Source organism: Modestobacter sp. SYSU DS0875 (assembly GCF_054050915.1).
Map to the genome: position 1 here is coordinate 1 of NZ_JBJHAH010000020.1, position 26,895 is coordinate 26,895.

Below are 26,895 nucleotides of genomic sequence, written 5' to 3' on the forward strand. Positions count from 1 at the left end.
CCACCGCACCCGAGGTGTCGCCCTGGATCGCCTCCACCCGCCGCGCGATGTCCTCCGTCGCCCGCGCCGTCTCCTGCGCCAGCTCCTTCACCTCGTTGGCCACCACCGCGAACCCCTTGCCCGCGTCACCGGCCCGCGCCGCCTCGATCGTGGCGTTCAGCGCCAGCAGGTTCGTCTGCTCCGCGATCGAGGTGATCGCCTTCACCACCTCGCCGATCTCCTTCGAGCTCTCGCCCAGCTTGGTCACCGTGGCCGTGGTGGCCTCGGCCTCCGTGACCGCCTGGGCGGCCACCCGGGCCGCCTCGTTGGCGTTCTGGCTGATCTCCCGGATCGACGCACCCATCTGCTCCGCACCCGCCGCCACCGTGCCCACGTTCCGGGACACCTCCTCCGCCGCCGAGGAGACGACGTTGGACTGCGCCGAGGTCTCCTCCGCCGACGCCGAGATCTGCGCCGACGAGGCCGACAGCTCCTCCGAGGAGGCAGCGACCGCGTCGGCCGAGGACACCACCGAAGCCATCACCGAGCGCAGCTCGACCACCGCGCCGTCCAGCGCAGCGCCCATCCGGCCGAGCTCGTCGTGGCTGGTGAGCCCACTGCTGACGGTGAAGTCGCCGTCAGCCAGTGCGGTGGTCACTGCCTGGACCTTGCGGGTGGCCCGGGCGATGCCGACCGCCACAGCCAGCCCGACCCCGATGGCGATCAGGAGGGCGACTGCGAGGATGGTCATCGCGCTCGTCGCCTGGGTGGTGGCCGACGAGCTGATCTCCTGGAATCTCTCCTGCGCCGCGGCGTCCTCGCGGTCCTGCAGGTCCCGGATGTCCGCCTGCATGGCTTCGACCAGCGGTGCGCCGGCCGCGTCGTTGGCAGCGATCCAGCCCTGGACGTCACCGGCGAGCGCAAGCGGCGCCAACACGGTCTGCTGAAAGGCCACGTACTCGTCGACGGTCGTCAAGAGGTGGTCGTAGGCCTTCTGGCGACCGTCACCCAGCCCGCCGGTCGCGTAGGCCTCGGCGAAGTCGTCGAACTCCGCCCGCAGCGGCCCCATCTGGTCCAAGGTGACCTGGGCCTCGGCCGGCCCGGTCGAGAGGATCGCGTCCCGGGCGAGGACACGCATGTCACTGATCCGGCGGTTCATGTCACCGGCGGCCGCGACGCTCTTGAGGTTGTTCTCGTAGAGCACCTCCGCCTTGTCAGTGGCCTCGCTCATGGCCTGCATCCCCAGCACGCCGATCACCCCCGCGCCGACCACGGGAACGGCCACGGCGACGAGGATCTTGGTCTTCACTCCTCGGTCCCCCCACCACGATGCGGTGTGGGCCAGCGGGTTTCCGGACATGAGGCTTCTCCTGGGGGTTCGTTCACCGGGGGCGACGAGCAGCGCACTGACCTGAGGGATCGGGCGGCGGCGTCGCACACAGGATGGAGAATCGGTGAGCTCGTCTCGGGCACCCGGCGGGTGTTTCGTGGAACGGATCCCATGAAATCCCACCTGGTCGTCACCGGCGCCCCTTTGTCGACACCCGGGAATGGTCGAACGTGCGATTGCGATGCCTGTGGACGACAACGGCTGGCACCTTCACCGGGGAAGGTGCCAGCCGCGGACGAGTTGCAGCAGAACCGGTCAGAAGGTGAAGCGGGCGACGCTCCCCCGCAGGTCGCTGGCCATCCGGGACAGCTCGTCGACCGCCTGCCGGGTCTGGGTCAGGGCCTGCGTGGTCGAGGACGCCGCGCTGGAGACCCCGGTGATGTTCGCGGCGATCTCGGTGGAACCGCCGGCGGCCTCCTGCACCGACCGGGACATCTCGTTGGTGGTCGCGGTCTGCTCCTCCACGGCCGAGGCGATGGTCAGCTGGAAGTCGTTGATCGAGCCGATGACCTCGGAGATGCGGCCGATGGCGGCGACAGCACCGGAGGTGTCGCCCTGGATCGCCTCCACCCGGCGGGCGATGTCCTCCGTCGCCCGCGCCGTCTCCTGCGCCAGCTCCTTCACCTCGTTGGCCACCACCGCGAAGCCCTTGCCCGCGTCACCGGCCCGCGCCGCCTCGATCGTGGCGTTCAGCGCCAGCAGGTTCGTCTGCTCCGCGATCGAGGTGATCGCCTTCACCACCTCGCCGATCTCCTTCGAGCTCTCGCCCAGCTTGGTCACCGTGGCCGTGGTGGCCTCGGCCTCCGTGACCGCCTGGGCGGCCACCCGGGCCGCCTCGTTGGCGTTCTGGCTGATCTCCCGGATCGAGGCACCCATCTGCTCCGCACCCGCCGCCACCGTGCCCACGTTCCGGGACACCTCCTCCGCCGCCGAGGAGACGACGTTGGACTGCGCCGAGGTCTCCTCCGCCGACGCCGAGATCTGCGCCGACGAGGCCGACAGCTCCTCCGAGGAGGCAGCGACCGCGTCGGCCGAGGACACCACCGAAGCCATCACCGAGCGCAGCTCGACCACCGCGCCGTCCAGCGCGGCCCCCATCCGGCCGAGCTCGTCGTGGCTGGTGAGCCCGGTGCTGCCGGTCAGGTCCCCTGCGGCCAGCGCCTCGGCGACGTCCTTGACCCGGTTGGCCGACCGGGCGATCGAACCGGCGACGAACCAGCCCAGCCCCAGCGCGACCGCCACACCGACCACGATGAGCAGGAGAGCGACGGTGCGCTGCTGCTCGTAGGACTCCCGGTTGTCGGCCGCCGCCTGCTCGGCCTCGGCGGACTCGATGGCCACGAGTTCACCGATGGCCTCGACCGCAGAGGTGACGAGGGGTGTCCCGTTGGCGGCGTTCTGCGCGATCCAGGTCGTGAAGTCACCGGCCTGGGAGAGCGGCACGAGCGCGATCTTCTGGTAGTCGACGTACTGGATGAAGTCGGTCTTGACCTCATCCAGCAGCTCCAGCTTCTGCGGGTTCTCGGTCCCGGCCTGGTACTCCTCGGCGACCGCGGCGAACTGCTCGGCCAGCTCGTCGATGCGCGCGACTGCTGCCTGCGGGTCGGTGCCGAGGATGGTGTCCCGCAGGTTGACCCGCACGTCCCCGATCCGGGCTTCCATCTCCGAGACCGCCGCGACCCCGCGCAGGTTGTCCTGGTAGAGGGCGTCGGCGGCATCGGCGGAGGTGCCGAGCGCCTGCAGCCCCGTGATGCCGATGCCGGCGGCCACGACGCCGGCGATGCCGGCGGTGGCCAGCACCTTGGTCTTGACGCTGCGGTCACCCCACCAGGAGCGGGTGCGGGCCGGGGTGGCAGGTGCGGGCATGGCGTTCTCCAGGACAGCGGGGGAAGAGCTAGCGGAGACCATGCTGCGGGATACGGAAACGCGCTGTACCCGTTCTCGAAGCGTGTCGCACAACCGGATGACCGAAATACTGGTGACCATTCCTGGGAATGCCCATGTCGACTTTCTCGCACCACACCCCCGAAACGCCACCGCGGCCACCACCTCGCCCGGGGAAGGGGGCGGGGCAGTGGCCGCGGAGGTGGTGCGGTGTCCCGGTCGAGTGACCGTCGACCGGAACGGGTCCTTCGGCGTTTCCCGGAGGTGGGGGGGGGGGGGGGGGGGGGGGGGGGGGGGGGGGGGGGGGGGGGGGGGGGGGGGGGGGGGGGGGGGGGGGGGGGGGGGGGGGGGGGGGGGGGGGCGTGGGGGGGGGCGGGTCTGTGGGGGGGGCGGGGCTGGCGGGGGCGGGGGCGGGCCCCCCCCCGCCCGGCCCCCCCCCCCCCCCCCCCCACGAGACCATTCTCCCGAACACGGAGGCAGTTGTCGCGCACCTGCAGGAAATGGTCGGGTGACCATTCTGGGGAGTCGACGAGTCGACCCGGTCCCACCGGTCACCGACACGACGACGGCCGCCGGCCTCCCGGAGGAGGCACGACGGCCGTCGTGGTGGGTGCGGTGGGGGAGTGGGTCCGTTCTCAGGCCCCGACCGCGCGGTTGACGTCGAGGGCCAGCAGCAGCTGGCCGTCGAGCTTGTAGGCGCCCCGGATCAGGTCGCGGGCGGCGCCGTCGAGCGTGTCCGGCGGGGCCTCGAAGTCACGGACGTTGACGTCCACGACGTCGGCGATGCTGTCGACCAGCAGGCTGACCGCCTCACCGCGCAGCCGGACGACGATGACGACCGCCTCCTGCCCCTCCGGGCGGGCCTTGCGGCCGAGGCGCTCGCGCAGCTCGATGGCGGTGACCACCTGGCCGCGGAGGTTGATCAGGCCGGCGACGGCCGGCGGCGCCAGCGGGACCCGGGTGATCCCCTGGCTGCGGAGCACCTCCTGCACGTGCTCCACCTCCACGCCGAAGAGGTCGCCGTCGAGCCAGAAGGTGGCCAGCTGCGCACTGGCCGGCATCGTCGCGGTCGCGCTGCTCATGTCAGACCTCCGTCAGGTGGTTGGGGGAGTGGGCCGGGGAGTCGCTGTCGAAGCCGAAGGCGGGGGAGTCGAAGCCGGTCCCCGGCAGCTCGGTGATCGGGGCGGTGCTGGTGTAGAAGGCCGGGTCGGCGGCGAGGATCGCGGCCCGGACGTCGAGCAGCTCGGTGACCCGGTCGCCGATGACCGCGGACCCCAGCAGGCCGAGGTCGTCGATGTCGCTCTGCACCGCGGCCTCGCCGTCGACGATGTCGAGGATCTCCTCCACGACGATCGCCACGCTGCGGCCGTGGTCGGCGTAGACGATGACCTCGAGCACCTCGCGGTCGGCGTCGCCGTAGGCACCCAGGTGCCGGTCCAGCCGGACGATCGGCAGGATCGCACCGCGGTACTGCACGACCTCGCGGGACCCGACGCGCTCGACCGTCTCGCTGCGCACCTGCTCGAGGCGGGTGACGGTGTCCAGTGGGATGGCCACCCGGCGGCCCCCACCGATCGCCGCGAGCAGCATCCGGGTCCGCTCGGCGGACGAGGCGGCCGCGGCGGCCAGCGCGTTGCGGTGCTCCTGGCGCTCGGTGGTCTCGGTGCGCAGGGCGCGGCGGGCCAGCGCCTGCACGTCGAGGATCAGCGCGACGGCGCCGTCACCCAGGACCGTGGCCCCGGAGTACAGGCCGATCTGCTTGAGCTGGCCGCTGACGGCCTTGACCACGATCTCCTCGGTGTTGATGACCCGGTCGACCACCAGGCCGAACCGGCGCCCCTCGGAGCTGAGCACCGCGATGACGACGTGGCCGTCGTGCCGGTCCGAGGGCAGGCCGAGCACGTCGGCGAGGTGGACGAGGGGGAGCAGCTCGCCGCGGAGGCGGTAGACCGAGGCGCCGCCGACGTCCTCGACCGCGGCGGCGGCCTTCTCCGCGTCCAGCGCCACGAGCTCCTGCAGGCTGATCTGCGGGATGGCGTAGCGGTCGCCGGCGCACTCGATGGTCAGCGCGGGGACGATCGCCAGGGTCAGCGGGATGCGCAGCCGCGTGCAGGTGCCGTGGCCGGGCACCGACTCGACCTCGATGGTGCCACCGATGGCCTCGATGTTCGTCTTGACGACGTCCATGCCGACGCCGCGGCCGGAGACGTTGGTGACCGCCGCGGCGGTGGAGAAGCCGGGCAGGAAGATCAGCTGCAGCACGTCCTGCGGGCTCATCCGGGACAGCGCGTCCGAGGTGAGCAGGCCCTTCTCCACGGCCTTGGCGCCGATCCTGGCCGGGTCGATGCCCGCGCCGTCGTCGGCGACCTCGACCACGACCTGGCCGCTCTCGTGCCGGGAGCGCAGGGTGAGCACGCCCTCGGTCGGCTTGCCGGCGGCGGACCGCCCGGCGGCGGGCTCGATGCCGTGGTCGACGGAGTTGCGCACCAGGTGGGTCAGCGGGTCCTTGACCGCCTCGAGCAGGGTCTTGTCCAGCTCGGTGTCGCGGCCCTCCATCTCCAGGCGGACCGACTTGCCGCACTGCAGGCCCAGGTCGCGCACGACCCGGGGCAGCTTGCTCCAGATGTGGTCGATCGGCTGCATGCGCGTCTTCATCGCGCTCTCCTGCAGCTCGCTGGCGATCAGGTTCAGCCGCTGGGAGGCACGGACCAGGTCCTGGTCGTTCTGCCGGCCCACGTACTGGACGATCTGGTTGCGGGTGAGCACCAGCTCACCGACGAGCAGCATCAGGTTGTCCAGCAGGTCGACGTCGACGCGGATGGTGCTGTCGGCGACGGCGCGCCGGCCGCTCTGCGCCTCGGGGGTGCCCGGCTCGGGAGCCAGCTCGCCGGCTGGCACGGCCGGAGCCGCCGGCACGGGGGGAACGTCCACGGGGACCTCCAGGGGGACCTCGGCCACGGCCGGGAGGTCGATGACCTCCGGAGCCGCGGTGCGGATGGACTCGACCTCCGGCGCCGGAGCGGGCGCCGGGACGACAGGCTGTGCGGCGGCCCTGGCGGGCGCCTTGCGGGCCGGGGCCTTCTTCGCCGGGGTCTTCGCGGCGGCCTTCGCCGGCGGCTTCGCGGCGGCCTTCGCCGGGGCCTTGCGCGCCGGGGCCTTCTTCGCCGGTGCCGGAGCGGCCGCGACGGGGGCCGGCTCGACCGGGGCGGGGGTGTCCTCGACCGGGGCGGGGGCGTCCTCGACGACGGGGGCGGGGGCGTCCTCGAGGGCCGCGCTGATCAGGGCCACCGTGTCGGCGACGTCGACCGTGCCCTCGCCGCCGGAGGCCTCGATGGCCGCCAGCAGCGCGCGGATGGAGTCGACCATCGTCAGCAGCGCGTCGGTGCGCGCGGGGGTCAGGTCCAGCGCGCCGTCCCGCAGCCGGGAGAGCATGTTCTCCCCGACGTGCGCGACCTCCTCCAGCCGGTTGAAGGCGAGGAAGCCGCTGGTGCCCTTGATGGTGTGGATCGTGCGGAAGATGCTCGACAGGCGCTCACGGGAACGGGGGTCCTGCTCCAGGGCCACCAGGTCCTGGTCCAGCTGGTCGAGGTTCTCGTGGCTCTCCACGAGGAACTCCTCGACGATGTCGTCCAGACCGTCCACGCGCCCGCCTCTTCCCTGTGGTGCCGCGGCGGGCCTTCCCCGCGCAGCGTCGGTTTCATCGGCACACCGCCGATCTCCTTGAGGGGAACCCAGGCGTCGTGCACGATTTTCTGCTCCGGACGCCACCGAACGGGTGAGGCCGGGCGCCGGCGTAACCCGGCGTGCTCTCAACCATCGGCAGGGGAGCGGGCCACCCTGACCGCCGGCGGGGCGGGGACACCCCCGAAGGGAGGGTGGCGGAGGAAGGGTGGGTCAGCCGCCGAGCGCGTCGGCGAGCCGGGCCAGCACGGCCCGGGCCCCGGCCAGGTCGGCGACCCGGTGGGCGGCCGCGGTCTCCCCGTCGCCGACCTTGACGGTCACCCCGTCGCCGCCCAGGGCGCGGAAGCCGTCCTCGTCGGTGACGTCGTCCCCGAGGTAGAGCGCCCCGTCGGCGCCGAGCTCGTCGCGCAGCCGCAGCAGCGCGGTGCCCTTGTCGGCGTCGGTGACGGCGATCTCCAGCACGTCCTTGCCGGGCTTGGGGGTGTGGTGCGGGCCCGCGGCGGCCGCGGCCCGTTCCAGCAGGGCCGGACGCGCGGCCGGCTCGGGCACGGTGCGCACGTGCACCGCGACGGCGGCCGGCTTCACCTCCAGCCGGGCACCGGGGACGGCGTCCACCAGTGGCGACAGCGAAGCCACCAGCTCGTCCCGGGCGGCCCGCAGCTCACCGGCGAGCGGACCGTCGAACTCCGCCCCGTGGCTGCCGATCCAGCGGAACGGCCCGGTGAGCCCGCTCGTCCGCTGCAGGTCCTCGACCCCGCGGCCGCTGACCAGCGCCACGGTGACGCCGTCGACGGCGGCCAGCCGGGCCAGCAGCTCGGCGACGCCGGGCTCGGGGACGGCGGCGGCGGGGTCGTCGCGCAGCCCGGCGAGCACGCCGTCGTAGTCGCTGGCCACCAGCAGCGGACGCCGGGCGGCCAGCCCGTCGAGCGCCGCGGTGAGCGCCGGGTCCAGCTCGGTCACGCCTGCGCCTGCAGGGAGGCGAAGAACGAGTTCGCCCAGTGGTCCAGGTCGTGCTTGGCGAGGTGCCGGCGCATCGACCGCATCCGCTTGGTCGCCTCCGACGGGTCCATGCGCAGCGCCCGGAGCAGCTGGTTCTTCACCCCGGCGATGTCGTGCGGGTTCACCAGCAGCGCCTGCTTGAGCTCGGCGGCGGCGCCGGCGAACTCGCTGAGCACCAGCACCCCGCGCAGGTCGCCCCGGGCGGCGACGTACTCCTTGGCCACCAGGTTCATGCCGTCGCGGTACGGGGTGACCAGCATGACGTCGGCCGCCCGGTACATCGCGGCGAGCTCCTCGCGCGGCATCGACTGGTTGAAGTACTGCACCGCCGGCCCGGCGATCGAGCCGTACAGGCCGTTGATGTGACCGACCTGCTGCTCGATCGTCTCGCGCATGGTCACGTAGTGCTCGACCCGTTCGCGGCTGGGCGTGGCCACCTGCACGAACACCGTGGAGGGCGCCTCGATGGCGCCGTCCTCCAGGAGCTCCTCGAACGCCTCCAGGCGCACGCCGATGCCCTTGGTGTAGTCGAGCCGGTCGACGCCGAGCACGATCTTCTCCGGCTGCCCCAGCTCCTCGCGGATCTCCGCGGCCCGGGCCAGCACCTCCGGTCTGCGGGCGAGCTCGTCGAAGGCGGCGACGTCGATGGAGATCGGGAACGACTTGGCCACCACGGTGCGGCCCTCGTAGCTGACCGTGTTGCCCTTGGTCGGCAGGTCGTGCAGCCGCCGGGCGAGGTTGACGAAGTTGGTCGCCGCGGCCGGCTGCTGGAAGCCGATGAGGTCGGCGCCGAGCAGGCCCTCGATGATCGCCGAGCGCCAGGGGAGCTGGGTGAACAGCTCGTACGGCGGGAAGGGGATGTGCAGGAAGAAGCCGATGGTCAGGTCGGGACGGCGCTGGCGGAGCATCGCCGGCACCAGCTGGAGCTGGTAGTCGTGCACCCAGACGATCGCGCCCTCACCGGCCACCTCGGCGGCGCGGTCGGCGAACCGCTTGTTGACCTGGACGTAGGAGTCCCACCAGTGCCGGTGGTACTCCGGCTTCTCGACGACGTCGTGGTAGAGCGGCCACAGCGAGGCGTTGGAGAAGCCCTCGTAGTACCGGTCGACCTCCTCCTCCGACAGCGCCACGGGCACCAGCTGCATGCCGCCGGACTCGAAGGGCTCGGGCGCCGCACCGGCCGCTCCGGACCAGCCGACCCAGGCGCCGCCCCGGCCGGCCACGAACGGCTCCAGGGCGGTGACCAGCCCTCCGGGGCTGCGCTGGTAGCGGGTCGTGCCGTCGGGGTCGGTGACCTGGTCGACCGGGAGCCGGTTGGCGACCACCACCACCGGGCTGTCCGCGACCACCTGTGCACCTCCACCGTCGGGGTCCTTGTCGGCCCTGACCCTACGCAACCGGTGGGATCCCGCGCGCCCTCAGCTGCTCAGCGGGCCAGCGACCAACCGCCGGCGGCCGCCGCGAGGCCGAGCACCAGCGTCCCGGCGAGGTAGGCGAGGGCCCGGCCGACCGCCCGCTCCTCGACCAGCCGGACGACGTCGTTGGCGTACGTGGAGAAGGTGGTCAGCGTGCCGCAGAAGCCGGTGCCGACCAGCGCCAGGACGGCGGGGGAGACACCGCGCAGCCCGAGGAGCACCCCGAGCAGCGCGCTGCCGACGACGTTCACCGTGAGCGTGCCGACGACGCTGCCCCGGCCACGGCGGGCGACGGCCACCCGCTCGGCGAGCAGCCGCAGCGGCGCCCCGGCCAGCGCGCCCAGCACCACCCACAGCGCCGTCACCGGCGTCGTCCCCCGACCACCCGGACCCCGGCGACCGCCGCCAGCACCCCACCGAGCACCGAGGCGGCCACGTAGCCGGCCGCCGTCGCCCACGCGCCGCCGTCGGCCAGCCGCACCGTCTCGACGGCGAAGGTGGAGAACGTGGTGAAGCCGCCGAGCACGCCGGTGCCGAGGAAGGGCCGCAGCCAGGGGTGGTCGGGGTGCCGGGGGAACACCGCGCCGAGCAGGGCGCCCAGCAGCAGGCAGCCGGCCAGGTTGACCAGCAGGGTGGCCCACGGCCACCCGCCGGCGGGGGAGGGGAGCCCCTCCGCGACGCCCCAGCGCGCCAGGGCACCGAGCGCACCGCCCAGCGCGGCGGCGACGTACCCGGTCACCGCCGGCGGGTCTCGGGGAACAGCAGGTCGACGAAGCGGGCCGCGGTGGGCTGCGGCTCGTGGTTGGCCAGGCCCGGACGCTCGTTGGCCTCGATGAACACCGCGTCGGGCCCGGTCACGTCGGGCACCAGGAAGTCGATGCCGGTCACCGGGATGCCGATCGCCCGGCTCGCCCGCACGGCGGCGGCGCCGATCTCCGGGTGCAGCCGGTCGGTGACGTCCTCGATGGTGCCGCCGGTGTGCAGGTTCGCCGTCCGTCGCACGCGGAGCCGCTGCCCGGACGGCAGCACGTCGTCCATCCGGTGCCCGGCGTCGGCGACCACCTCGGCCGTGGCGTCGTCCAGCGGGATGCGGGACTCCCCGCCGGTGGCCCGCTCGCGGCGCCGGCTGGTCTCCTGCACCAGCGCGGTGACGTCCTGGCGGCCGTCGCCGACCACCTCGGCGGGGCGGCGCAGCGCCGCGGCCACCACCTCGTGGTCGATGACGACGACGCGCAGGTCGTCGCCGGCCACCAGTTCCTCGACGAGCACGTCGGGGCAGAACTGGCCGGCGAGCTCGACGGCGCGGGCCAGCCCGTCGTCGTCCCGCACGCCGACGGTGATGCCCTTGCCCTGCTCGCCGCGGGCCGGCTTGACCACCAGCTCGCCGCACTCGGCGAGCAGCCCGCGGGCGGAGGTCAGGTCCGCGCCGTCGCCCTGGCCGTCGACGACGACGGCACGCGGCACCCGCACCCCGGCCCGCTCGACGATCCGCCGGGTGACCCGCTTGTCGTCGCACCGGCTCATCGCCACCGCGCTGGTGAACTCCGACAGCGACTCCCGGGCGAGCACGGAGCGGCCACCGAGGGACAGCCGGATCTCGCCCCACTCCGGGTCGGTGACCTGCACGCGGATGCCGCGGCGCAGCGCCTCGTCGGCGATGATCCGGGCGTAGGGGTTCAGCTCCTCCAGGCCGGCCGGGGGAGCGGAGAACAACGGGGTGTTGATCGGGTTCTTCCGCTTGACGCAGACCGCCGAGACCCGGTCGAAGCCGAGCTTGCGGTAGAGCGCGATCGCCCCGGTGTTGTCGTGCATGACCGACAGGTCCAGGTAGGCGCGGCCGCGGCCGATGTACCGCTCGGCCAGCACCCGGACCAGCGCCTCACCGGTGCCGGGCGGGGCGTCCTGCGGGTCGACCGCCAGGCACCACAGGCTGGTGCCGCCGTCGGGGTCGTCGAACCCGAGCACGTGGTCGACGCCGGTGACGGTGCCGATCACCGCGCCGGTGCGGCGGTCCTCGGCGACCAGGTAGGTGAACGTGCGGGTGCGGTGGTTGCGCCACATCGTGGCGGCGTCGCCCACCACCATCCCGGCCCGGGCGTAGAGGTCGTTGATCCGGTCCATCTCCGCCGCAGAGGTCACCGTGCGCACGAACACGCCCCGGATGACCTCCTCCCGGGGCCGGTACCGGTGCAGCGGGAGCCGGTAGACGTAGGAGGGGTCGATGAACAGCTCGTCGGGGGCCAGGCCGACGAGCACCTGCGGGTCGCGGGGGTAGATGCAGATGTCCCGGCGGCCGGTCTCCTCCGCGCGCAGCGCGGTCAGCACGCCGGAGAGGTCGGCGAACGTCTGACCGAAGACCAGCCGCCCCCAGCCCATGTCCAGGACGACGTCGGTCGCCATGCCGGCGAGGTCGTGGGCATCGGGCTGCTGCCAGGAGCGGCTGGTGAGCGGCGCGCGGGGCTCCCGTCGCGCGCGGTGGCCGGCCAGTCGACGCGGTGCACTGGTCACCCGCCCACCGTAGGCGACCCGGGTTTCGCCGGCGTTCCACGTGGAACCCGCCTGCCGGTTCCCTCGGGTCCGACGCGGCTGGACGGCTCGACCACCTCAGCCGTAGTAGAGGGCGACCGGCTTGCCGTCGATCTCCCGGACGTCGACGGGGGTGTCGTAGACGGCGGCGAGCACGTCGGAGCGCATGACGTCGCGCGCGGCGGCGTCGGCCACGACGACGCCGTCCCGCATCGCCACGATGCGGTCGGCGTAGGTGGCCGCGAAGTTGATGTCGTGCAACACGACGACCACCCGCTTGCCGAGCTCGTCGGCCATCCTCCGGATCAGCCGCATGATCTCGGTCATGTGCCGCAGGTCGAGGTTGTTCAGCGGCTCGTCCAGCAGGACGTACTCGGTGTCCTGCGCGAGCACCATCGCGACGAAGGCCCGCTGGCGCTGACCGCCGGAGAGCTCGTCGAGGAACCGGTCCCGGTAGGGGCCGAGTTCGAGGTACCCGATCGCGTTCTCGATGTGCTCGCGGTCGTGCACCGTCAGCCGTCCCCGCGAGTGCGGGAAGCGGCCGAACTCCACGAGGTCGTGCACGGTCAGGCGCGCTGCGACGTGGTTGTCCTGGCGGAGCACCGCGAGGGTGGTGGCCAGTGCGCTGGACGGCGTCGACGCGACGTCCATCCCGTCCACGGTGATCCGGCCCGCATCGGGCTGGATCAGCCGGCCGACGAGGCCGAAGAGCGTCGACTTCCCGGCTCCGTTGGGTCCGATCAGCGCCGTCACGCCCTCCCCGCCGAACGCGATCGAGACGTCGTCGACCACCGGCTGGCGGCCGTAGCGCTTGGTGACCTTCTCGAGCGCGATCACCGCGCCCCCTTCCGCAGCACGAGGTACAGGAAGAACAGGCCACCGGCGAAGTCGATGACCGTGGACAGGGTGCCGCCGAAGCCGAACAGCCGCTCGAGGACCAACTGGCCCCCCAGCAGGCAGATCATGCCGATGAGCACGGCGGCGGGCAGCGTCCACACGTGGCGGAAGGACCCCGCGTACGAGTAGGCGAGGTTGGCGACGATGAGGCCGAAGAACAGGATGGGCCCCACCAGCGCCGTCGAGGCGGCGATCATCACCGAGACGCCCACGAAGAGGACCATCACCACGCGCTTGTGGTCCACCCCCAGGCCGACGGCGGTCGGCTCGCCCAGCGTGAGGACGTCGAGGGTGCGCAGCAGCGGAACGACGGCGGCGCAGCCGAGGGCGACGAGGCCGGCGGTGAGCGCCAGCAGCGTCTCGTCGGGCCGGGTGAGGGAGGCGAACATCGCATCCGACAGGACCTGGAAGTCCAGCGGGTCGAGCATGCGCTGCATCCACTCGGTGAAGCTGCGGAAGAACGTGCCCAGCACGATGCCGACCAGCAGCATGAGGTGGATCGACCGCCGCTTGCCGCCGAACAGCCAGGTGAACAGCAGCACGCTGAACGCGACCATCACCACGACCTGGACGAGCCACAGCGTGAACTGGTCGAACGCCAGGAAGGCCGCCGACCCGGAGAAGAACACGATGAGGGTGGAGATCAGCATGTAGAACGCGTCGAACCCCATGATCGACGGGGTGAGGATGCGGTTCTGCGTGATCGTGTGGAACACCACCGTGGAGACGCCGACCGCCGTCGCGACGACGAGCATCGCGACCACCGTGAGGCTCCGGATGCGCAGCGCGAAGGCGAGCGACCCGGGGACGTCGGTGAAGAGGTAGGCGGCGGTCAGGGCCAGGACGACCGCGCCCAGCACGGCGAGACGGACCGGCGGGCTCGCCCAGGAGGCGGCGAGCCGGGTCCGGCGCAGGCCGGTCGGCTGGGCGCCGGACATCGCGGTCGTGGGGTCAGTGAGCACGGCTCCGCCTCCGCAGCAGCAGCCAGAGGAACAGCGCCGCACCGATGATGCCGACGATGACCGACAGCGGGATCTCGTAGGGGAAGCGCACGACGCGGGCGATCAGGTCGCAGGCGAGGACGAAGACGGCTCCGAGGCCCGCGACCCACGGGATCGCCCGGCGCACGTTGTCCCCGATGATGAGGCTGACGATGTTGGGGACGACGAGTCCCAGGAACGGGATCATGCCCACCGTGACGACGACTGCGGCGGTGATCACCGCGATGATCACCATGCCGACGGCGACGACCCGCCGGTAGTCCAGCCCCAGGTTGGTCGCGAACTCCTCCCCGAGACCGATCACGCTGAACCGGTCGGCCGCGAACCAGGCGATCCCCACCATGAGCCCGGCGACCCAGAGGAACTCGTAGCGGCCCTGCATGACGCTGGCGAAGCTGCCCTGCGACCACTGCCCGAGGGACTGCAGGAGGTCGAGCCGGTAGGCGAAGAAGGTCGTCACGGCCCCCACGACGCCGCCGAGCATGATGCCGACCAGCGGGACGAGCACCAGCTGGCGTACGGGCACGAACCGCACCACCCGCAGGAACACCCAGGTGCCGAAGAGGCCGAAGACCGCGGCCACGCCCATCTTCCCGACGACGGCCAGGCCGGGGAGGAAGACGATCGTGACGAGCATGCCGAGGGTCGCGAACTCGCTGACCCCGGTGGTGCCGGGCTCCACGAACTTGTTGCGGACGAGCATCTGCATGATCAGGCCGGCGATGCCCAGCGAGGCACCGACGAGGATCGCGGCGAGCGTGCGCGGGATCCGGCTGGCGACCAGCAGGAAGGCGGCGTTCCCGTCCGTTCCACCGCTGACCACCGAGCTCGGGGACACGTCGGAGACGCCGACGAACAGGCCGGTGATCGCCAGCGCGACGAGGAGGACACCGATGAGCACCCCCACCCAGGTGCGGCGCGGCCGCGCCCGGGTGGGGGTGCTCGACGGGGTGGTGGCGAGCGCCGTCAACGGTGGTCGGCGGCGCGCTCGGTGAGGGCCGGCACGGTCAGTCGGCGATCTGCAGGACGTCGTCGATCATGATCTGCGCGGTCTCGATGCCGCCGAACACGACGTACCAGGCGGTCGGGTCCAGGTAGTGGATCTGGTCCTCCTGGGCCGCGGTCGTCTGGGCGACGATCTCGTTGTCGAGCACCTCGGTGGCTGCCTGGGCACCCTCGGCGTTGGTGGCGGCGTCCCGGTCGACGACCCAGAGGTGGTCGGGGTCGGTCTCGAGCAGGAACTCGAACGAGACCGGCTCGCCGTGCGTGGCCGCCTCGATGTCCTCGACCACCGGCTGCACGCCGAACGTGTCGTAGATCAGGCCGCCGCGCGCGCCGCGGCCGCTCGCGTCGTCACCCGCAGGGGCCATCGCGCTGAGCCGGCCACCCGACACCATCAGGCCCAGGCCCGTGCCCGCGTCGGCGGTGACCTGCCGGGCGTCCTCGATGCCTGCCTCGATCTCCTCGACTGCGGCGGCTGCCTCGTCCTCGGCGCCGAGGACCTCGCCCAGGAAGGTGGCGTTGCGCTCCAGGGTCTCGGTGAACGAACCGCGCATGCTCAGGTCGACGGTCGGCGCGATCTCGCTCAGGTCCTCGTACAGCGCCGAGGAGCGGCCGCCGATGACGATGAGGTCGGGCTGCTGCGCCTCGATCGCCACGAGGTCGGCCTCGAAGAGCGTGCCCACGTTGTAGGCGTCCTCGGCGAGGCTGTCGCTGAGGTAGGCGGGCACCGAGTCGAGCGGGGCGCCCGCGACCTCGCCGCCCAGCGCGCCGATGGTGTCCAGGCTGGCCATGTCGAAGACGACGATGTTCTCGGGGTCCTTCGGGACCTCGACCGTCGTCTCCTCGTACTGCGGGTCCTCGTCCTCCGCGGCGGTGTTGCGGTCCCAGGTGAAGCTGACGGTGCCGGACTCCTCCGCGGCCGCGGTGTCGGTCGCGGCGTCCTCCCCGCAGGCGGTCAGCGCGAGGAGCGCCGAGAGGGACAGGGCAGTCGCGGCGAACGGCCGGGACATACGGGGCATGCGGGGCTCCAGTGTCGAACACGTTGAGGAAAGGCTCGCCTCACTTAGGCGTGCCTAACCAATCAGCACGGCCGCCGCTTGTCACCGTGTCGTGACCATTTCGTGACCAAGACGGTCACATGTCCCGCCCAGTGGGAACCAGACACCCGCGCGCCGGATTGCGCCCCTCGGGGGCGGGGCAGGAGGAGGCCATGCAGACACGCACGCTCCGCGACCTGACCGTCTCCGCCCAGGGTCTGGGCTGCATGGGGATGAGCGAGTTCTACGGCTCCGGTGATCAGGCGGAGGCCGAGCGGACCATCCAGCGGGCGCTCGACCTGGGCGTCACCTTCCTGGACACCGCGGACATGTACGGGCCGTTCACCAACGAGCGGCTGGTCGGCCAGGCGATCGCCGGCCGGCGGGCGGAGGTGGTGCTGGCCACCAAGTTCGGCAACGAGCGGGGCGAGGACGGGTCCTTCCGCGGCATCAACGGCCGGCCGGAGTACGTCCACGCCGCCTGCGACGCCTCGCTGCAGCGCCTCGGGGTCGACGAGATCGACCTCTACTACCAGCACCGGGTCGACCCGACCGTGCCGATCGAGGACACCTGGGGGGCGATCGCCGAGCTCGTCCAGGCCGGCAAGGTCCGGCACGCGGGCATCTCCGAGGCCGCGCCGGACACCATCCGCCGGGCGCACGCCGTCCAGCCGGTCACCGCGCTGCAGACCGAGTACTCGCTGTGGACCCGCGACCCCGAGGACGACGGCGTGCTGGCCACCTGCGCCGAGCTCGGCATCGGCTTCGTCGCCTACTCCCCGATCGGCCGCGGGTTCCTCTCCGGCCAGATCCGCAGCCTCGACGACCTGGCGCCCGACGACTTCCGCCGGCACAACCCGCGCTTCCAGGGGGAGGCGTTCGAGCAGAACCTCCGACTGGTCGACCGGGTCCGCGAGATCGCTGAGGAGAAGGGCGTCACCGCCACCCAGCTGGCGCTGGCCTGGGTGATGGCGCAGTCCGGACGCGACGGCAACCCGGCGGTCGTGCCGATCCCCGGCACCAAGCGGGTGCAGTACCTGGAGGAGAACGCCGCCGCCGCGCAGCTGGAGCTCGGCGAGGAGGACCTGCGCCGCATCGACGCGGCGGCGCCCGCCGGGACCACCGTCGGCGACCGCTACCCGGACATGTCCACCGTGCACCGCTGAGCCGGGCGAGGGGCAGGATGGGCGGGTGCGTCCCCGCCCGTCCGGCCCCCGCCGGTGAACACCCCGCTGCTCGTCGCGGTGACCGTCGTCGCCGTCGCCCTGGCCCTGCTCGGCGTGCTGAGCACCGCGCTGCGGCGGCGCATCGGCACCGCCCACCTCGCCGGCGCCGGGCTGCTGCAGCTGCTCGTCCTCGCGCTGGCCGGGGTGGCGGTCGCCGGGCTGGTCGGCGGGCACCGGCCCACGGACCTGGCCACCTTCCTCGGGTACCTGGCCAGCGTCGTCCTGCTGCCCCTGGCCGGGGTGCTCTGGGCGCGCACCGACCCCACCCGGTGGGCCGGCACGGTCATCGCGGTGGCCGCCGCCGCGGTCGCGGTCATGGTCTGGCGGCTGGACCAGGTGTGGGAGGTGACCGGTGGCTGAGCATGCCGATGCACCGGCCGAGTCGACCTCGGCGACGGCGGACACCACGCGCGGGCCCGGCCGGGTGCTGGTCGCCCTGTACGGCGTCTTCGCCCTGGCCGCCGGCGCCCGGGCGGGTGTGCAGCTGGCCACCCGGTTCGGCGAGGCACCGCTGGCGTACCTGCTCTCCGCGTTCGCCGCGGTGGTGTACCTGGTCGCCACCGTCGGCCTGGTGCGCGGCGGACGGGGCGGCCGCCGGACGGCGCTGGTCGCGTGTTCCGTGGAGCTGGCCGGTGTGCTCGTCGTCGGCACGCTCTCGCTGGCCGACCCGGTCGCCTTCCCCGACGCCACCGTGTGGTCGAACTACGGGCAGGGCTACGGCTTCGTCCCGCTGGCGCTGCCGGTGCTCGGCCTGCTCTGGCTGCGCCATCGGTCCGACGTCGCCGCCGAGCAGGGCTGATCCGCGGGCTGACCCCGCCCGGGTGGTCCGGACCTGTCGGTGGTGCCCAACCGAGTGGATCGCTAGGGTCGACGCCGTGGTGGACCAGGCCGGGGTGCCGGTGGACCCCGGCACCGACGTCCCGCTGGAGGCGGCGGCCGCCGTGGCCGCGATGGGCGCGCCGGTCGGTGACGACGAGCGCGACCAGCAGCAGTCGCTGGTCGGCGCCGCCGAGGCCGCGGTCACGGCCACCCACGGCGCCGGTCGGCAGGCCGTGCTGCCCGGTGTGCTGGCCGAGGTGCCGGTCGCCGTCCTCGTCATCGACCAGGGCGAGGGCACCGTGGTCTACGCCAACACCGCGGCGATCGAGCTGGCCGGCAACCCCCACCTGCCGCTGCCCATCGACACCTGGGGGGCCTCGGCCGGGTTGACCGACCTCTCCGGCGCCGCGCTGGCGAGCACGAGCAACCCGCTCTCCCGCCTGGCCCTGGGGCGCCCGGTCACCGGGGAGGCGGTCCGGCTCTCCGCGCGGCGCAGCTCCGACGAGCTGCGGGCCGGCGCCGCCGATGCCGCGGACGAGCAGCTGCTGTGGGTCACCGGCTTCCCGCTCTCTCGCGACGACAGCGACCAGCGGCTGGCGCTCGTCGTCTTCCTGCACCTGGACGAGGGCCACGCCACCGCCGACCCCGAGTCGCAGCTGAAGGCCCTCCGCGACCGGGCCGTCATCGCCACCGACATCGCCTTCACCATCACCGACCCGCGCCAGTCCGACAACCCGCTGGTCTGGGTCAACCCGTCCTTCAGCCGGATCAGCGGCTACAGCTACGCGGAGAGCGTCGGGCGGAACTGCCGCTTCCTGCAGGGACCGGCCACCGACACCGGGCGGACCGCCGAGCTGCGCACGGCCCTGGAGGACCACCAGCCGATCACGACGACGTTGCTGAACTACCGCAAGGACGGCACGGCGTTCTGGAACCAGGTGTCCATCACCCCGGTCTTCGACGGCGAGGGCGAGCTGGTCAGCTTCGTCGGGGTGCAGACCGACGTGACCGCGCGGGTCCGGGTGGAGGAGGACCGGACCGCCGCCTTCGCCGCCGAGAAGGCCGCCCGGCACGAGGCCGAGGTCGCGCGCGAGGCCGCCGAGCGGGCGCAGAGCCGGCTGGCCCTGATGGCCGAGGCGACCAGCACGCTCAGCGCCACCCTCGACCTCGACGACCTGCTCGACCGGCTCGCCTCGCTGTGCGTGCCGCTGCTGGCCGACTGGGTGTTCGTCACCCTCGTCGACGAGCACGGCACGGTCACCGGCACCTCGGCCGCCCACCGCCGGGGCCTGACCGAGGAGCTGCGCCGCTTCGCCGCACTGCGGATCGCCGACCTGCCCGAGGCGGCGCCCATCCACCGGGTCCTCACCTCCGCGGAGCCGGTGCTCGTCCCGGAGATCACCCCGGAGATCCTGACCGCGGCCGCCCCGGACCCGGCGCTCCGCGCGGTGATGGCCGAGCTGGGCACCTCCTCGCAGCTGACCGTGCCGCTCGTGGCGCGCCGTCGCACGCTCGGGGCCCTCACCCTGGTCGCCGAGACCCAGGAACGCCGGTTCGGCCCCGACGACGTCGACCTCGCCCGGGACCTGTCGCGCCGGGCGGCGATGGCGATGGACAACGTGCGGCTCTACCAGCAGGAGCACTCGGTCGCCGAGGCGCTGCAGCGCTCGCTGCTGCCCGAGCTGCCGGAGATCCCGCGGATCAGCGCCGCCGGTCAGTACGTCAGCGCCTCCAGCGCCGCCGAGGTGGGCGGGGACTTCTACGACCTGCTGGACCTGCCCGACGGCTCGGTGGGGATCGCCATCGGCGACGTCGTCGGGCACGACCTGGCCGCGGCCGCCGCGATGGGCCACCTGCGCGGGCTGCTCCGCGCCTGCGCCTGGGATGCGGGCGAGACCGACGCCGGCCGGGTGCTCGGCCGGGTGGACACGCTGGTCCAGGGGCTGCACGTGGCCCGGATGGCGACCATGGCCTACGCCCGGGCGGTGCCCCCGGCCGAGGTCGGGCACCCCTGGCAGCTGACCCTGGCCAACGCGGGCCACCCGCCGCTGGCGCTCCGCCGTCCCGACGGCTCGGTCCAGCTGCTCGACGGCGTCACCGGCCTGCTCCTCGGCGTCGACGACACCGCGCAGCGCCGGTCGCACACCGTCGAGGTGCCGGCCGGCTCGACCCTGGTGGCCTACACCGACGGGCTCATCGAGCGCCCCGGTGCGGACATGGACACCGGCATCGCCCTGCTGGTCGACCGGCTGGCGGCCGCACCGGTGGACGCGCCACCGGCGGAGCTCTGCGTCGCCGCGGTCGGCCCGGACCCGGACCGCCGGGACGACATCGCCGTCATCGCCGTCCGCTTCGACTGAAGCGGCTCAGGCTCCGCCGTCCTCGAGCAGGGCGGCCTGCAGGCCGTAGGCGCCGCGGTGGAACAGCAGCGGCGTGCGGCTGGCATCGGCGCCGAGGTCGAGCACCCGGGCGACGACGATCGTGTGGTCGCCGCCGTCGTACTCGGCCCACAGCTCGCTGTCGATCCAGGCCACCACGCCCTCGAGCATGGGCGACCCGTGCGGGCTGGGCGCCCAGGCCACCCCGGCGAACTTGTCGGTGCCGGAGCGGGCGAACTGGCGGGAGAGGTCGCTCTGCTCCTCGCTGAGCACGTTGACGCAGAACCGGCCGGCCTCGCGCAGCTGCGGCCAGGTGCGCGAGGTGCGGGCCGGCGCGAAGGCGACCAGCGGCGGGTCCAGCGACAGCGAGCTGAACGACTGGCAGGTGAACCCGACCGGGCCGTCGGGACCGGCCGCGGTCACCACGGTCACCCCGGAGACGAAGTGGCCCAGCACGTTGCGCATCAGCTGGGGGTCGACCACGGGAGCGGGGACGTCGGCACTCACGCACCCCATCCCACCACGGTCCGGCCGGCGCGGCTCAGGTCGGCCGGACCGGCCCCCGCGGAACCGACGGCCCCCCGCGCGGTTGGTCCCCCGTGGGGAGGGGGTGGCCGACCGCGGGGTCGGTGACGGCGCCGGCGCCCACCCGGCCGGCCTGGGCGACACCGGGGGCGACCTCGGCGTCACCGAGCCAGTAGACGAGCTCCTCGGTGGCGATGTTGCCGCTGGCGCCCGGCGCGAACGGGCAGCCGCCGAGGCCGCCGACCGAGGCGTCGAGCTGGGTGACGCCGGCCTGCACGGCGGCGAGCGCGTTGGCCTGACCGGTGCCGCGGGTGTCGTGGAAGTGCACGCCGACGGGGGTGCCCGGGCAGGCCCGGCGGACAGCGTGGAGCAGCCGGACCACCCGGGCGGGGGTGGTCGTGCCGATCGTGTCGCCCAGGCAGAGGGCGTCCGCGCCCCCGGTGACCGCGGCGCGGGCGACGTCGACGGTGCGGGCGATGGGGGTGCGGCCGTCGAAGGGGCAGTCCCAGGCGGTGGCGACCACCACCTCCAGCGAGCCACCGGCGCCGTGCGCCAGCGCGGCGATCTCGCCGACGGCGGCGAGCGCCTCGGCGGTGGACCGCCCGGCGTTGGCCCGGCTGTGCGAGTCGGCGGCGGAGACCACGTACTCCAGGTGCGGCACCCCCGCGTCGACCGCCCGCACGGCGCCGCGCGGGTTGGCGACCAGGGCGGAGAAGTGCACGCCCGGGAAGCGGTGCAGCTCAGCGGCGACCTGGTCGGCGTCGGCGAGCGCGGGCACGGCCTTCGGGGAGACGAACGAGGTGACCTCCACCCGGCGGACACCGGTGGCCACGATCGCCTCCAGCATCGCCAGCTTGTCGGCCAGCGGCAGGGGGTCCTCCAGCTGCAGGCCGTCACGCATGCCGACCTCCCGGACGTCGACCGCCGCCGGCAGCACGAGGTCGAAGTCGCTGTCGAAGGCGCTCATCCCGTCATCGTGCCCGCTCCCCGTTCCACGTGGAACGAGTCAGCCGTACTGGCAGGCGCGGCACAGGCCGGTGTCGTCCGGGACGTCCTCGACCGGCACGACCCGCACCCAGGCCCCGCAGAGCGCCTGCACCGGCTCGTGCGCGTCCCGGGCGACCGCCCCGGGCCCGGCGGCGACCGCGTGCAGCGGCCCGGTCAGCGCATCCCCGGCAGGCCGGCCGGGAGCGGGAGGGGCAGGCGGGCGCATTTCCCGTCCGACGAGGTTCGGCATGCGCCCAGCCTGCCCCACGGCTCAGCCGGCGACCGGCTCCGGGACCCGCTGCTGGTCGTCCCGGGCAGTGAGCTTGGCGCCCTCGACGTCCAGGTCGGGCAGCAGCCGGTCCAGCCAGCGCGGCAGCCACCAGGCCGAGCGGCCCAGCAGCGCGAGCACCGCGGGCACCAGCGTCATCCGGACGACGAAGGCGTCGACCAGGACACCGACGGCCAGCCCGAAGGCGATCGCCTTGACCGTGACGTCCTCGATGGTCACGAAGCTGCCGAAGACGGAGAACATGATCAGCGCGGCCGCGACGACCACCCGCGAGGCGTGGCGCATGCCCCCGACGACCGCCTCGCCCGGCTCCGCCCCGTGCACGTACTCCTCGCGCATCCGGGAGACCAGGAAGACCTCGTAGTCCATCGCCAGGCCGAACAGCACGGCCATCAGCAGGATCGGCATGAAGCTGATCACCGGGCCGGTGGTCGGCACCCCGAAGAGGTCCATCAGCCAGCCCCACTGGAAGACCGCGACGACGGCGCCGAAGGACACGCCCACCGAGAGCAGGAAACCGAGCGCGGCCTTGACCGGCACCAGGATCGAGCGGAAGACCAGCAGCAGGAGGACCAGCGCCAGGCCGACCACGACGACGGTGAACGGCAGCAGCGCGTCGGCCAGCCGGTCGGAGACGTCGATGGCGACGGCGGTCTGCCCGGTGACCGCGACGTCCGCCCCGGTCTGGGCCTCCAGATCGGCACCCAGGTCGCGCAGCTCGCCGACCAGGTCGCTGGTCTCCTCGCTCTGCGGGCCGCTCTCCGGCACGACCTGCACGATCGCCGCGGTCCCGTCGGCGACCACCTGGGGCGCCGCGTAGGCGACGTCGTCCAGCCCGCCCTCGAACTGCCCCGGCGTCCCGGTCGGGGTGCCGCCGATGGCCGCCGCGGCCTGGCCCGCGGTCTGCTCGGCGGTGGCCGGGTCCAGGCCGTCGAGGAACACCAGCAGCGGGCCGTTCACGCCGGGACCGAAGTACTCGGCGATCGCGTCGTAGGCCTGGCGCTGCGGGGTCTCCTCACCGGCACTGCTGGCGTCGGGGAGGGCCAGCTGCAGCTGGGCGGCCGGGATGGCGCAGACGAGCAGCGCGGCGAGGACGCCGAGCACGGTCAGCGCCGGGCGGCGGGTGACCAGCCGGGCCCAGCGGGCGCCGCCGGTGCTGGCGGGGGCGTCGGCGTGCGCGGCCAGCGCCAGCTCACGGCGGTGCGCCCGGGAGCCGGGTGTGGGGATCAGCCGTGCCCCGGCGAAGCCGAGCAGCGCGGGCACCAGGGTGAGCGCGACCAGGACGGCGACCAGCACGGTGCCGGCGGCGCCCAGCCCCATCACGGTGAGGAACGGGATGTTGACGACGGCCAGTCCGGACAGCGCGATGACGACGGTGAGGCCGGCGAAGACCACCGCGGAGCCGGCGGTGCCGGTGGCCCGGCCGGCGGACTCCTCGGGCGCCATCCCCTGGGCGAGCTGGGAGCGGTGCCGGCTGAGGATGAACAGCGTGTAGTCGATGCCGACGGCCAGGCCGATCATCAGCGCCAGGGTGGGCGCGGTGGAGGACAGGGTGATGACGCCGGAGAGCGCCAGCAGCCCGGTGAGCCCGATGCCCACCCCCACCAGGGCGACGAGCAGGTTCATCCCGGCGGCGAGCAGCGAGCCGAAGGTGATGACCAGCACGAGCACGGCCACGGCGACGCCGATCAGCTCCAGCGGGCCGACGGTGACCGCGCCGGCGTTGAACGCGCCGCCGCCGACCTCCACCTCCAGACCGGCCTCGACCGCCGGCGCGGCGGCCTGCTGCAGCTCCTCGAGCGCGTCGTCCGCGAGCTCCATCGCCTCCACGGAGTACTGGACCGACGCCAGCGCGGCCCGGCCGTCGGGGCTGATCGCCTGGGTGGTGAAGGGGTCCTGCACTGCGGCGACGTCGTCGACCTGACCGGCGGCCGCGACGGCCTCGCCGATCGCCCGCGCGTACTGCGGGTCGACGACGGTGGCGCCGTCGGGGGCGATGAAGACCAGGTCGGCGCCGGCGCCCGCGGCGGCGGGGGAGACCTCCCGCAGCTGGTTCAGCGCGGTCTGGGACTCCGAGCCGGGGATGGTGAACTCGTCGTCGAACTCGCCCCCCACGGTGAGGAAGAGCGCGACGACCGCGCCCAGGACGGCGACCCAGGCCGCGGTGAACAGCGCGCGGTGGCGGTAGGCGGCACGGCCCAGCCGGTAGAGCAGGGTGGACATCGGTTCTCCTGGTCGGCGGATCTGCGGCGGGAGGATCAGCGGGACGACGGCGCCGGTGCGACCGCCCCGCGGACGAGCGTGAGCAGGGCGGTGCGGCGCAGCGGCTCGAGGTCGCCGTCCGCGGTGAGCGACATGACCGTGAGCCCGCTGAGCAGCGCGGTCGCCGCCCCGATGAGGTCGGCGGCCGGCAGGGTGAAGGTCAGCCCCGCCTCGGCGGCCATCCGGTCGACCAGCGCGGCCAGCCGGCCGCCGACCTGCTCGTCGTGCCGGCGCAGCACCTCGGCGGCCTCGGGGTGCCGGGCGGCGTGCAGCGTGTACTCGGTGACCACCAGCGCCCAGGTGCGGTCGCACCGGAAGGCGCCCAGCACCCGGTCGACCGCGGCGGCCAGCGGGTCGGGTTCGTCGGCGAGGCCGGTGAGCAGCTCGGCGACCCGGGCGAGGTCCCGCTCGACCTCGCGGGTCATCAACGCCTCGAACAGCTCGTCCTTGGTCTTGAAGCTGGAGTAGAAGGCGCCGCGGGTGAAGCCACCGCGGCTGCAGACGTCCTCCACGCTGGCCGCGGAGAAGCCCCGCTCGGCGAAGGTGTCCAGGGCGGCGTCCAGCAGCCGCTCGACGGTCGCCTCCCGGCGACGCTTGGGCCGCTCCAGGTCGGTCGCCGTCACGATGCAGGACTGTATTGGATACAGCGCTGTATCGAGAACTCGAGACGGGTGTGACGTGCGTTGCTCCGGATGCCCGGTGCGCCCGCCTGGGAGCACCGGGCACCGGTGTCACGGGGTGTACGTGACCTGGTCGGCGATCTGGAGCACCTGGTCCCGGGTCAGTGCGTCCGGGGCGACCAGCAGGAACAGCGACCCGTCCGGGAACTCACCCGCGACGTACCAGGCGACAAGGGCTCCACCGCCGGGCTGGGCGAGGACGAGCCGGGCCGGCCGCCCCTGGGCCGTCACCGTCTCCACCGGCTGGGCCGGCGCCATCCCCTCGAGCAGGTCGTCGATGGTGAGCCCGAAGCCGGGGAGGTACCGGCTCAGCTTGATCCGCTGCTGCGGGTCGACGTCGCTGGAGAGGTCGATGCTCCGGCTCTCCTCCAGGCTGTTCAGCGTCCAGCCGGCCGGGGCGAGGCCGAACTGGAGATCGAGCGGCTGGGGGCGGTCGACGACCGACTCGGCGATCTCGACCACCGTCTCCGCGTCGGCGTACGCCCCGTCCCCGACGATCTGCAGCCACCAGCCGTCGGACCGCTGCCACAGCAGGTCCGCGTGCTCGGCGTCGGTGGCCACCCGGGCCGGCGTGCCGTCCACGGTCACCGGCTCCGTGCTCGTGCCCGGCAGGGGCCAGTCACTGATGGCCCCCGTCTCCCGCGGGTCCTCGGGGTAGAGCCGCAGCGAGAAGCCGTCCCCGTACCCGTCCGAGCCCGGCGGACGGTAACTGGCGGTGTAGGTGAGCGGCTGGTCCTCGAACGGCGGCACCCCGCCCCACTGGCTGAACAGCGGCGTCAGCCCCTCGGGCACCGGGTCGAGGGACACCGGGAAGGCGATCTGCTCGGCCGCGACGAGGGAGATGCCGTCGGTCGGCGCCACCGTCGCACCGTCGGTCGGTACCGCCGTCCCACCACCCGGCCGCGGTGCGGGATCTGCCGGGGTGACCAGCACGGCCGTCGTCCACGCCGCGGCGACGGCGACCGCCGCCGTGCCGAGCCGGAGCACGGTCCGCCGGCGCGGGCGCCGGCGGTGCCGGGGCGCGGTACGCGCCTCGTGGGCGTCCGCGATGAGCTGACGGAGCGCGACCACCGTCGCCGGATCGGGGTCGGCGTCCGAGGTCAGGTGGGTGAGGAACTCCTCGGGCAACGGCGGGAGGTCGTCGTCGGCGATGCCGGCGGCATCGGCCAGGCGGGCGTCGAGCTCACGGTCACTGATCACGGTCGGCCTCCTGGCGGCCTGCGGTGTCGGAGAGGGCGGCGCGCAGCCGGGCTCGGGCCCGGTGCAGCCGGACGCGGGCGGCGCCCGGGGTCACCTCGAGGGCGTCCGCAGCCTGCGCCGGGGTCAGGCCCTCCCATGCGATCAGCGTCACCAGCTCGCGGTCCTCGGCGGAGAGCCGCCCGAGCGCCTCATGTACCTGCCGGACCTCGGCCCGCTCCTCGGAGAGCGTCGACGGGTCGGGCACCGTCACGCCGGCGAGGGCCTGGCCCAGTCGCTCACCCAGGCGACCGGCGCGGACGCTGCTCCGGGTGGCGTTGGCCAGGCAGCGCCGGGCGATGCCGAAGAGCCACGGCCGCACCTCCAGCGGATCCGCCGGCATGTCGGCCCGACGTCGCCAGGCGGTCGCGAACGTCTCCGCGACCGCGTCCAGGGCATCCTCGCGGGACTCCGCGCGGCGCAGCGCGTACCCGAGGACGGCGGTCCCGGAGGTGCGGTAGGCGTCCTCGAAGAGCTCGTCGGCGGACGCGGGCGGGTGGTCGGGCCTGGGCGGCGGCTGCCCCTGCATGGCGATCACACAGTGACATGTCCGGTACCGGCAGTTCGTTACAGGGCCCGTCCGCTGCCGCGCGGCCGATCGCCGTCCTGGCTCAGCCCCGGTGCTCCTGGCTCACGCCGCACCGTGAGCCAGGAGCACCCACGATCAGCTGCCCTGATCCCG

General features: G+C 73.6%; 24 protein-coding genes. 4 read left to right on the top strand and 20 right to left on the bottom strand.

What is annotated here, in order from left to right; translation table 11 throughout:
• The 13 genes from ACI79Y_RS13170 to ACI79Y_RS13230 form a co-directional block, all read right to left on the bottom strand.
• Positions 1 to 1,288 (bottom strand): methyl-accepting chemotaxis protein (locus ACI79Y_RS13170; RefSeq protein WP_457158906.1); only part of this gene is annotated, 1,288 nt, incomplete at its 3' end.
• A 336-nt stretch (positions 1,289 to 1,624) separates the two neighbouring features.
• Positions 1,625 to 3,235 (bottom strand): methyl-accepting chemotaxis protein, encoded by a 1,611-nt coding sequence (locus ACI79Y_RS13175; protein WP_457158907.1) that lies wholly within the window; start codon positions 3,233 to 3,235, stop codon positions 1,625 to 1,627.
• A gap of 653 nt (positions 3,236 to 3,888) precedes the next feature.
• The gene (locus tag ACI79Y_RS13180) at positions 3,889 to 4,335 is read right to left on the bottom strand and encodes a chemotaxis protein CheW (protein WP_457074691.1); all 447 of its coding nucleotides are present in this window, start codon (positions 4,333 to 4,335) and stop codon (positions 3,889 to 3,891) included.
• 1 nt (position 4,336) lies between these two features.
• Positions 4,337 to 6,895: a chemotaxis protein CheA gene (locus tag ACI79Y_RS13185; RefSeq protein WP_457158908.1), complete on the bottom strand. Its 2,559-nt coding sequence runs from the start codon at positions 6,893 to 6,895 to the stop codon at positions 4,337 to 4,339.
• Between the two features lie 252 nt (positions 6,896 to 7,147).
• A complete protein-coding gene (gene otsB / locus ACI79Y_RS13190) occupies positions 7,148 to 7,894 on the bottom strand; it encodes a trehalose-phosphatase (RefSeq protein WP_457158909.1) in 747 nt (248 codons plus the stop codon).
• Positions 7,891 to 9,282, bottom strand: coding sequence for an alpha,alpha-trehalose-phosphate synthase (UDP-forming) (locus ACI79Y_RS13195; protein ID WP_457158910.1), 1,392 nt, complete (start codon positions 9,280 to 9,282; stop codon positions 7,891 to 7,893). Before ACI79Y_RS13195 ends, otsB begins: the two co-directional genes overlap by 4 nt.
• Positions 9,283 to 9,359: 77 nt before the next feature.
• On the bottom strand, positions 9,360 to 9,713 hold the full coding sequence (locus ACI79Y_RS13200) for a fluoride efflux transporter FluC (protein WP_457158911.1): 354 nt from the start codon (positions 9,711 to 9,713) through the stop codon (positions 9,360 to 9,362).
• Positions 9,710 to 10,087: a fluoride efflux transporter FluC gene (locus ACI79Y_RS13205; protein WP_457158912.1), complete on the bottom strand. Its 378-nt coding sequence runs from the start codon at positions 10,085 to 10,087 to the stop codon at positions 9,710 to 9,712. The genes ACI79Y_RS13200 and ACI79Y_RS13205 overlap by 4 nt, the downstream gene beginning before the upstream one ends.
• A complete protein-coding gene (gene ngg / locus ACI79Y_RS13210) occupies positions 10,084 to 11,856 on the bottom strand; it encodes an N-acetylglutaminylglutamine synthetase (protein WP_457158913.1) in 1,773 nt (590 codons plus the stop codon). The genes ACI79Y_RS13205 and ngg overlap by 4 nt, the downstream gene beginning before the upstream one ends.
• A 96-nt stretch (positions 11,857 to 11,952) precedes the next feature.
• A complete protein-coding gene (locus tag ACI79Y_RS13215) occupies positions 11,953 to 12,711 on the bottom strand; it encodes an iron ABC transporter ATP-binding protein (RefSeq protein WP_457158914.1) in 759 nt (252 codons plus the stop codon).
• On the bottom strand, positions 12,708 to 13,733 hold the full coding sequence (locus tag ACI79Y_RS13220) for an iron chelate uptake ABC transporter family permease subunit (RefSeq protein ID WP_457158915.1): 1,026 nt from the start codon (positions 13,731 to 13,733) through the stop codon (positions 12,708 to 12,710). Before ACI79Y_RS13220 ends, ACI79Y_RS13215 begins: the two co-directional genes overlap by 4 nt.
• The gene (locus tag ACI79Y_RS13225; protein ID WP_457158916.1) at positions 13,723 to 14,673 is read right to left on the bottom strand and encodes an ABC transporter permease; all 951 of its coding nucleotides are present in this window, start codon (positions 14,671 to 14,673) and stop codon (positions 13,723 to 13,725) included. Before ACI79Y_RS13225 ends, ACI79Y_RS13220 begins: the two co-directional genes overlap by 11 nt.
• A gap of 106 nt (positions 14,674 to 14,779) precedes the next feature.
• Positions 14,780 to 15,793 (bottom strand): siderophore ABC transporter substrate-binding protein, encoded by a 1,014-nt coding sequence (locus ACI79Y_RS13230; protein WP_457158917.1) that lies wholly within the window; start codon positions 15,791 to 15,793, stop codon positions 14,780 to 14,782.
• 191 nt (positions 15,794 to 15,984) lie between these two features.
• Here ACI79Y_RS13230 and ACI79Y_RS13235 point away from each other — a divergent pair, with 191 nt between their 5' ends.
• From ACI79Y_RS13235 to ACI79Y_RS13250, 4 genes are all read left to right on the top strand, one after another.
• Complete coding sequence (locus ACI79Y_RS13235; RefSeq protein WP_457158918.1) at positions 15,985 to 16,977, top strand: aldo/keto reductase; 993 nt, start codon at positions 15,985 to 15,987, stop codon at positions 16,975 to 16,977.
• 54 nt (positions 16,978 to 17,031) lie between these two features.
• On the top strand, positions 17,032 to 17,397 hold the full coding sequence (locus tag ACI79Y_RS13240; protein WP_457158919.1) for a hypothetical protein: 366 nt from the start codon (positions 17,032 to 17,034) through the stop codon (positions 17,395 to 17,397).
• Positions 17,390 to 17,836 (top strand): hypothetical protein, encoded by a 447-nt coding sequence (locus ACI79Y_RS13245; protein ID WP_457158920.1) that lies wholly within the window; start codon positions 17,390 to 17,392, stop codon positions 17,834 to 17,836. Before ACI79Y_RS13240 ends, ACI79Y_RS13245 begins: the two co-directional genes overlap by 8 nt.
• A gap of 76 nt (positions 17,837 to 17,912) precedes the next feature.
• The gene (locus tag ACI79Y_RS13250) at positions 17,913 to 20,216 is read left to right on the top strand and encodes a SpoIIE family protein phosphatase (RefSeq protein WP_457158921.1); all 2,304 of its coding nucleotides are present in this window, start codon (positions 17,913 to 17,915) and stop codon (positions 20,214 to 20,216) included.
• 6 nt (positions 20,217 to 20,222) lie between these two features.
• Here the strand turns inward: ACI79Y_RS13250 and ACI79Y_RS13255 are convergent, their stop codons facing one another.
• From ACI79Y_RS13255 to ACI79Y_RS13285, 7 genes are all read right to left on the bottom strand, one after another.
• Positions 20,223 to 20,741 (bottom strand): flavin reductase family protein, encoded by a 519-nt coding sequence (locus tag ACI79Y_RS13255; RefSeq protein ID WP_457158922.1) that lies wholly within the window; start codon positions 20,739 to 20,741, stop codon positions 20,223 to 20,225.
• Positions 20,742 to 20,775: 34 nt separating this feature from the next.
• Complete coding sequence (locus tag ACI79Y_RS13260) at positions 20,776 to 21,726, bottom strand: hydroxymethylglutaryl-CoA lyase (protein WP_457158923.1); 951 nt, start codon at positions 21,724 to 21,726, stop codon at positions 20,776 to 20,778.
• 39 nt (positions 21,727 to 21,765) lie between these two features.
• On the bottom strand, positions 21,766 to 21,996 hold the full coding sequence (locus ACI79Y_RS13265; protein ID WP_457158924.1) for a hypothetical protein: 231 nt from the start codon (positions 21,994 to 21,996) through the stop codon (positions 21,766 to 21,768).
• Positions 21,997 to 22,017: 21 nt separating this feature from the next.
• Entirely contained in the window at positions 22,018 to 24,258 is a 2,241-nt protein-coding gene (locus ACI79Y_RS13270; protein ID WP_457158925.1) for an MMPL family transporter, read from the bottom strand.
• A gap of 35 nt (positions 24,259 to 24,293) precedes the next feature.
• Positions 24,294 to 24,920: a TetR/AcrR family transcriptional regulator gene (locus tag ACI79Y_RS13275; protein ID WP_457158926.1), complete on the bottom strand. Its 627-nt coding sequence runs from the start codon at positions 24,918 to 24,920 to the stop codon at positions 24,294 to 24,296.
• A 108-nt stretch (positions 24,921 to 25,028) separates the two neighbouring features.
• Positions 25,029 to 26,177, bottom strand: coding sequence for a hypothetical protein (locus ACI79Y_RS13280; protein ID WP_457158927.1), 1,149 nt, complete (start codon positions 26,175 to 26,177; stop codon positions 25,029 to 25,031).
• The gene (locus tag ACI79Y_RS13285; RefSeq protein WP_457158963.1) at positions 26,167 to 26,742 is read right to left on the bottom strand and encodes an RNA polymerase sigma factor; all 576 of its coding nucleotides are present in this window, start codon (positions 26,740 to 26,742) and stop codon (positions 26,167 to 26,169) included. Before ACI79Y_RS13285 ends, ACI79Y_RS13280 begins: the two co-directional genes overlap by 11 nt.
• Between the last annotated feature and the right edge of the window lie 153 nt (positions 26,743 to 26,895).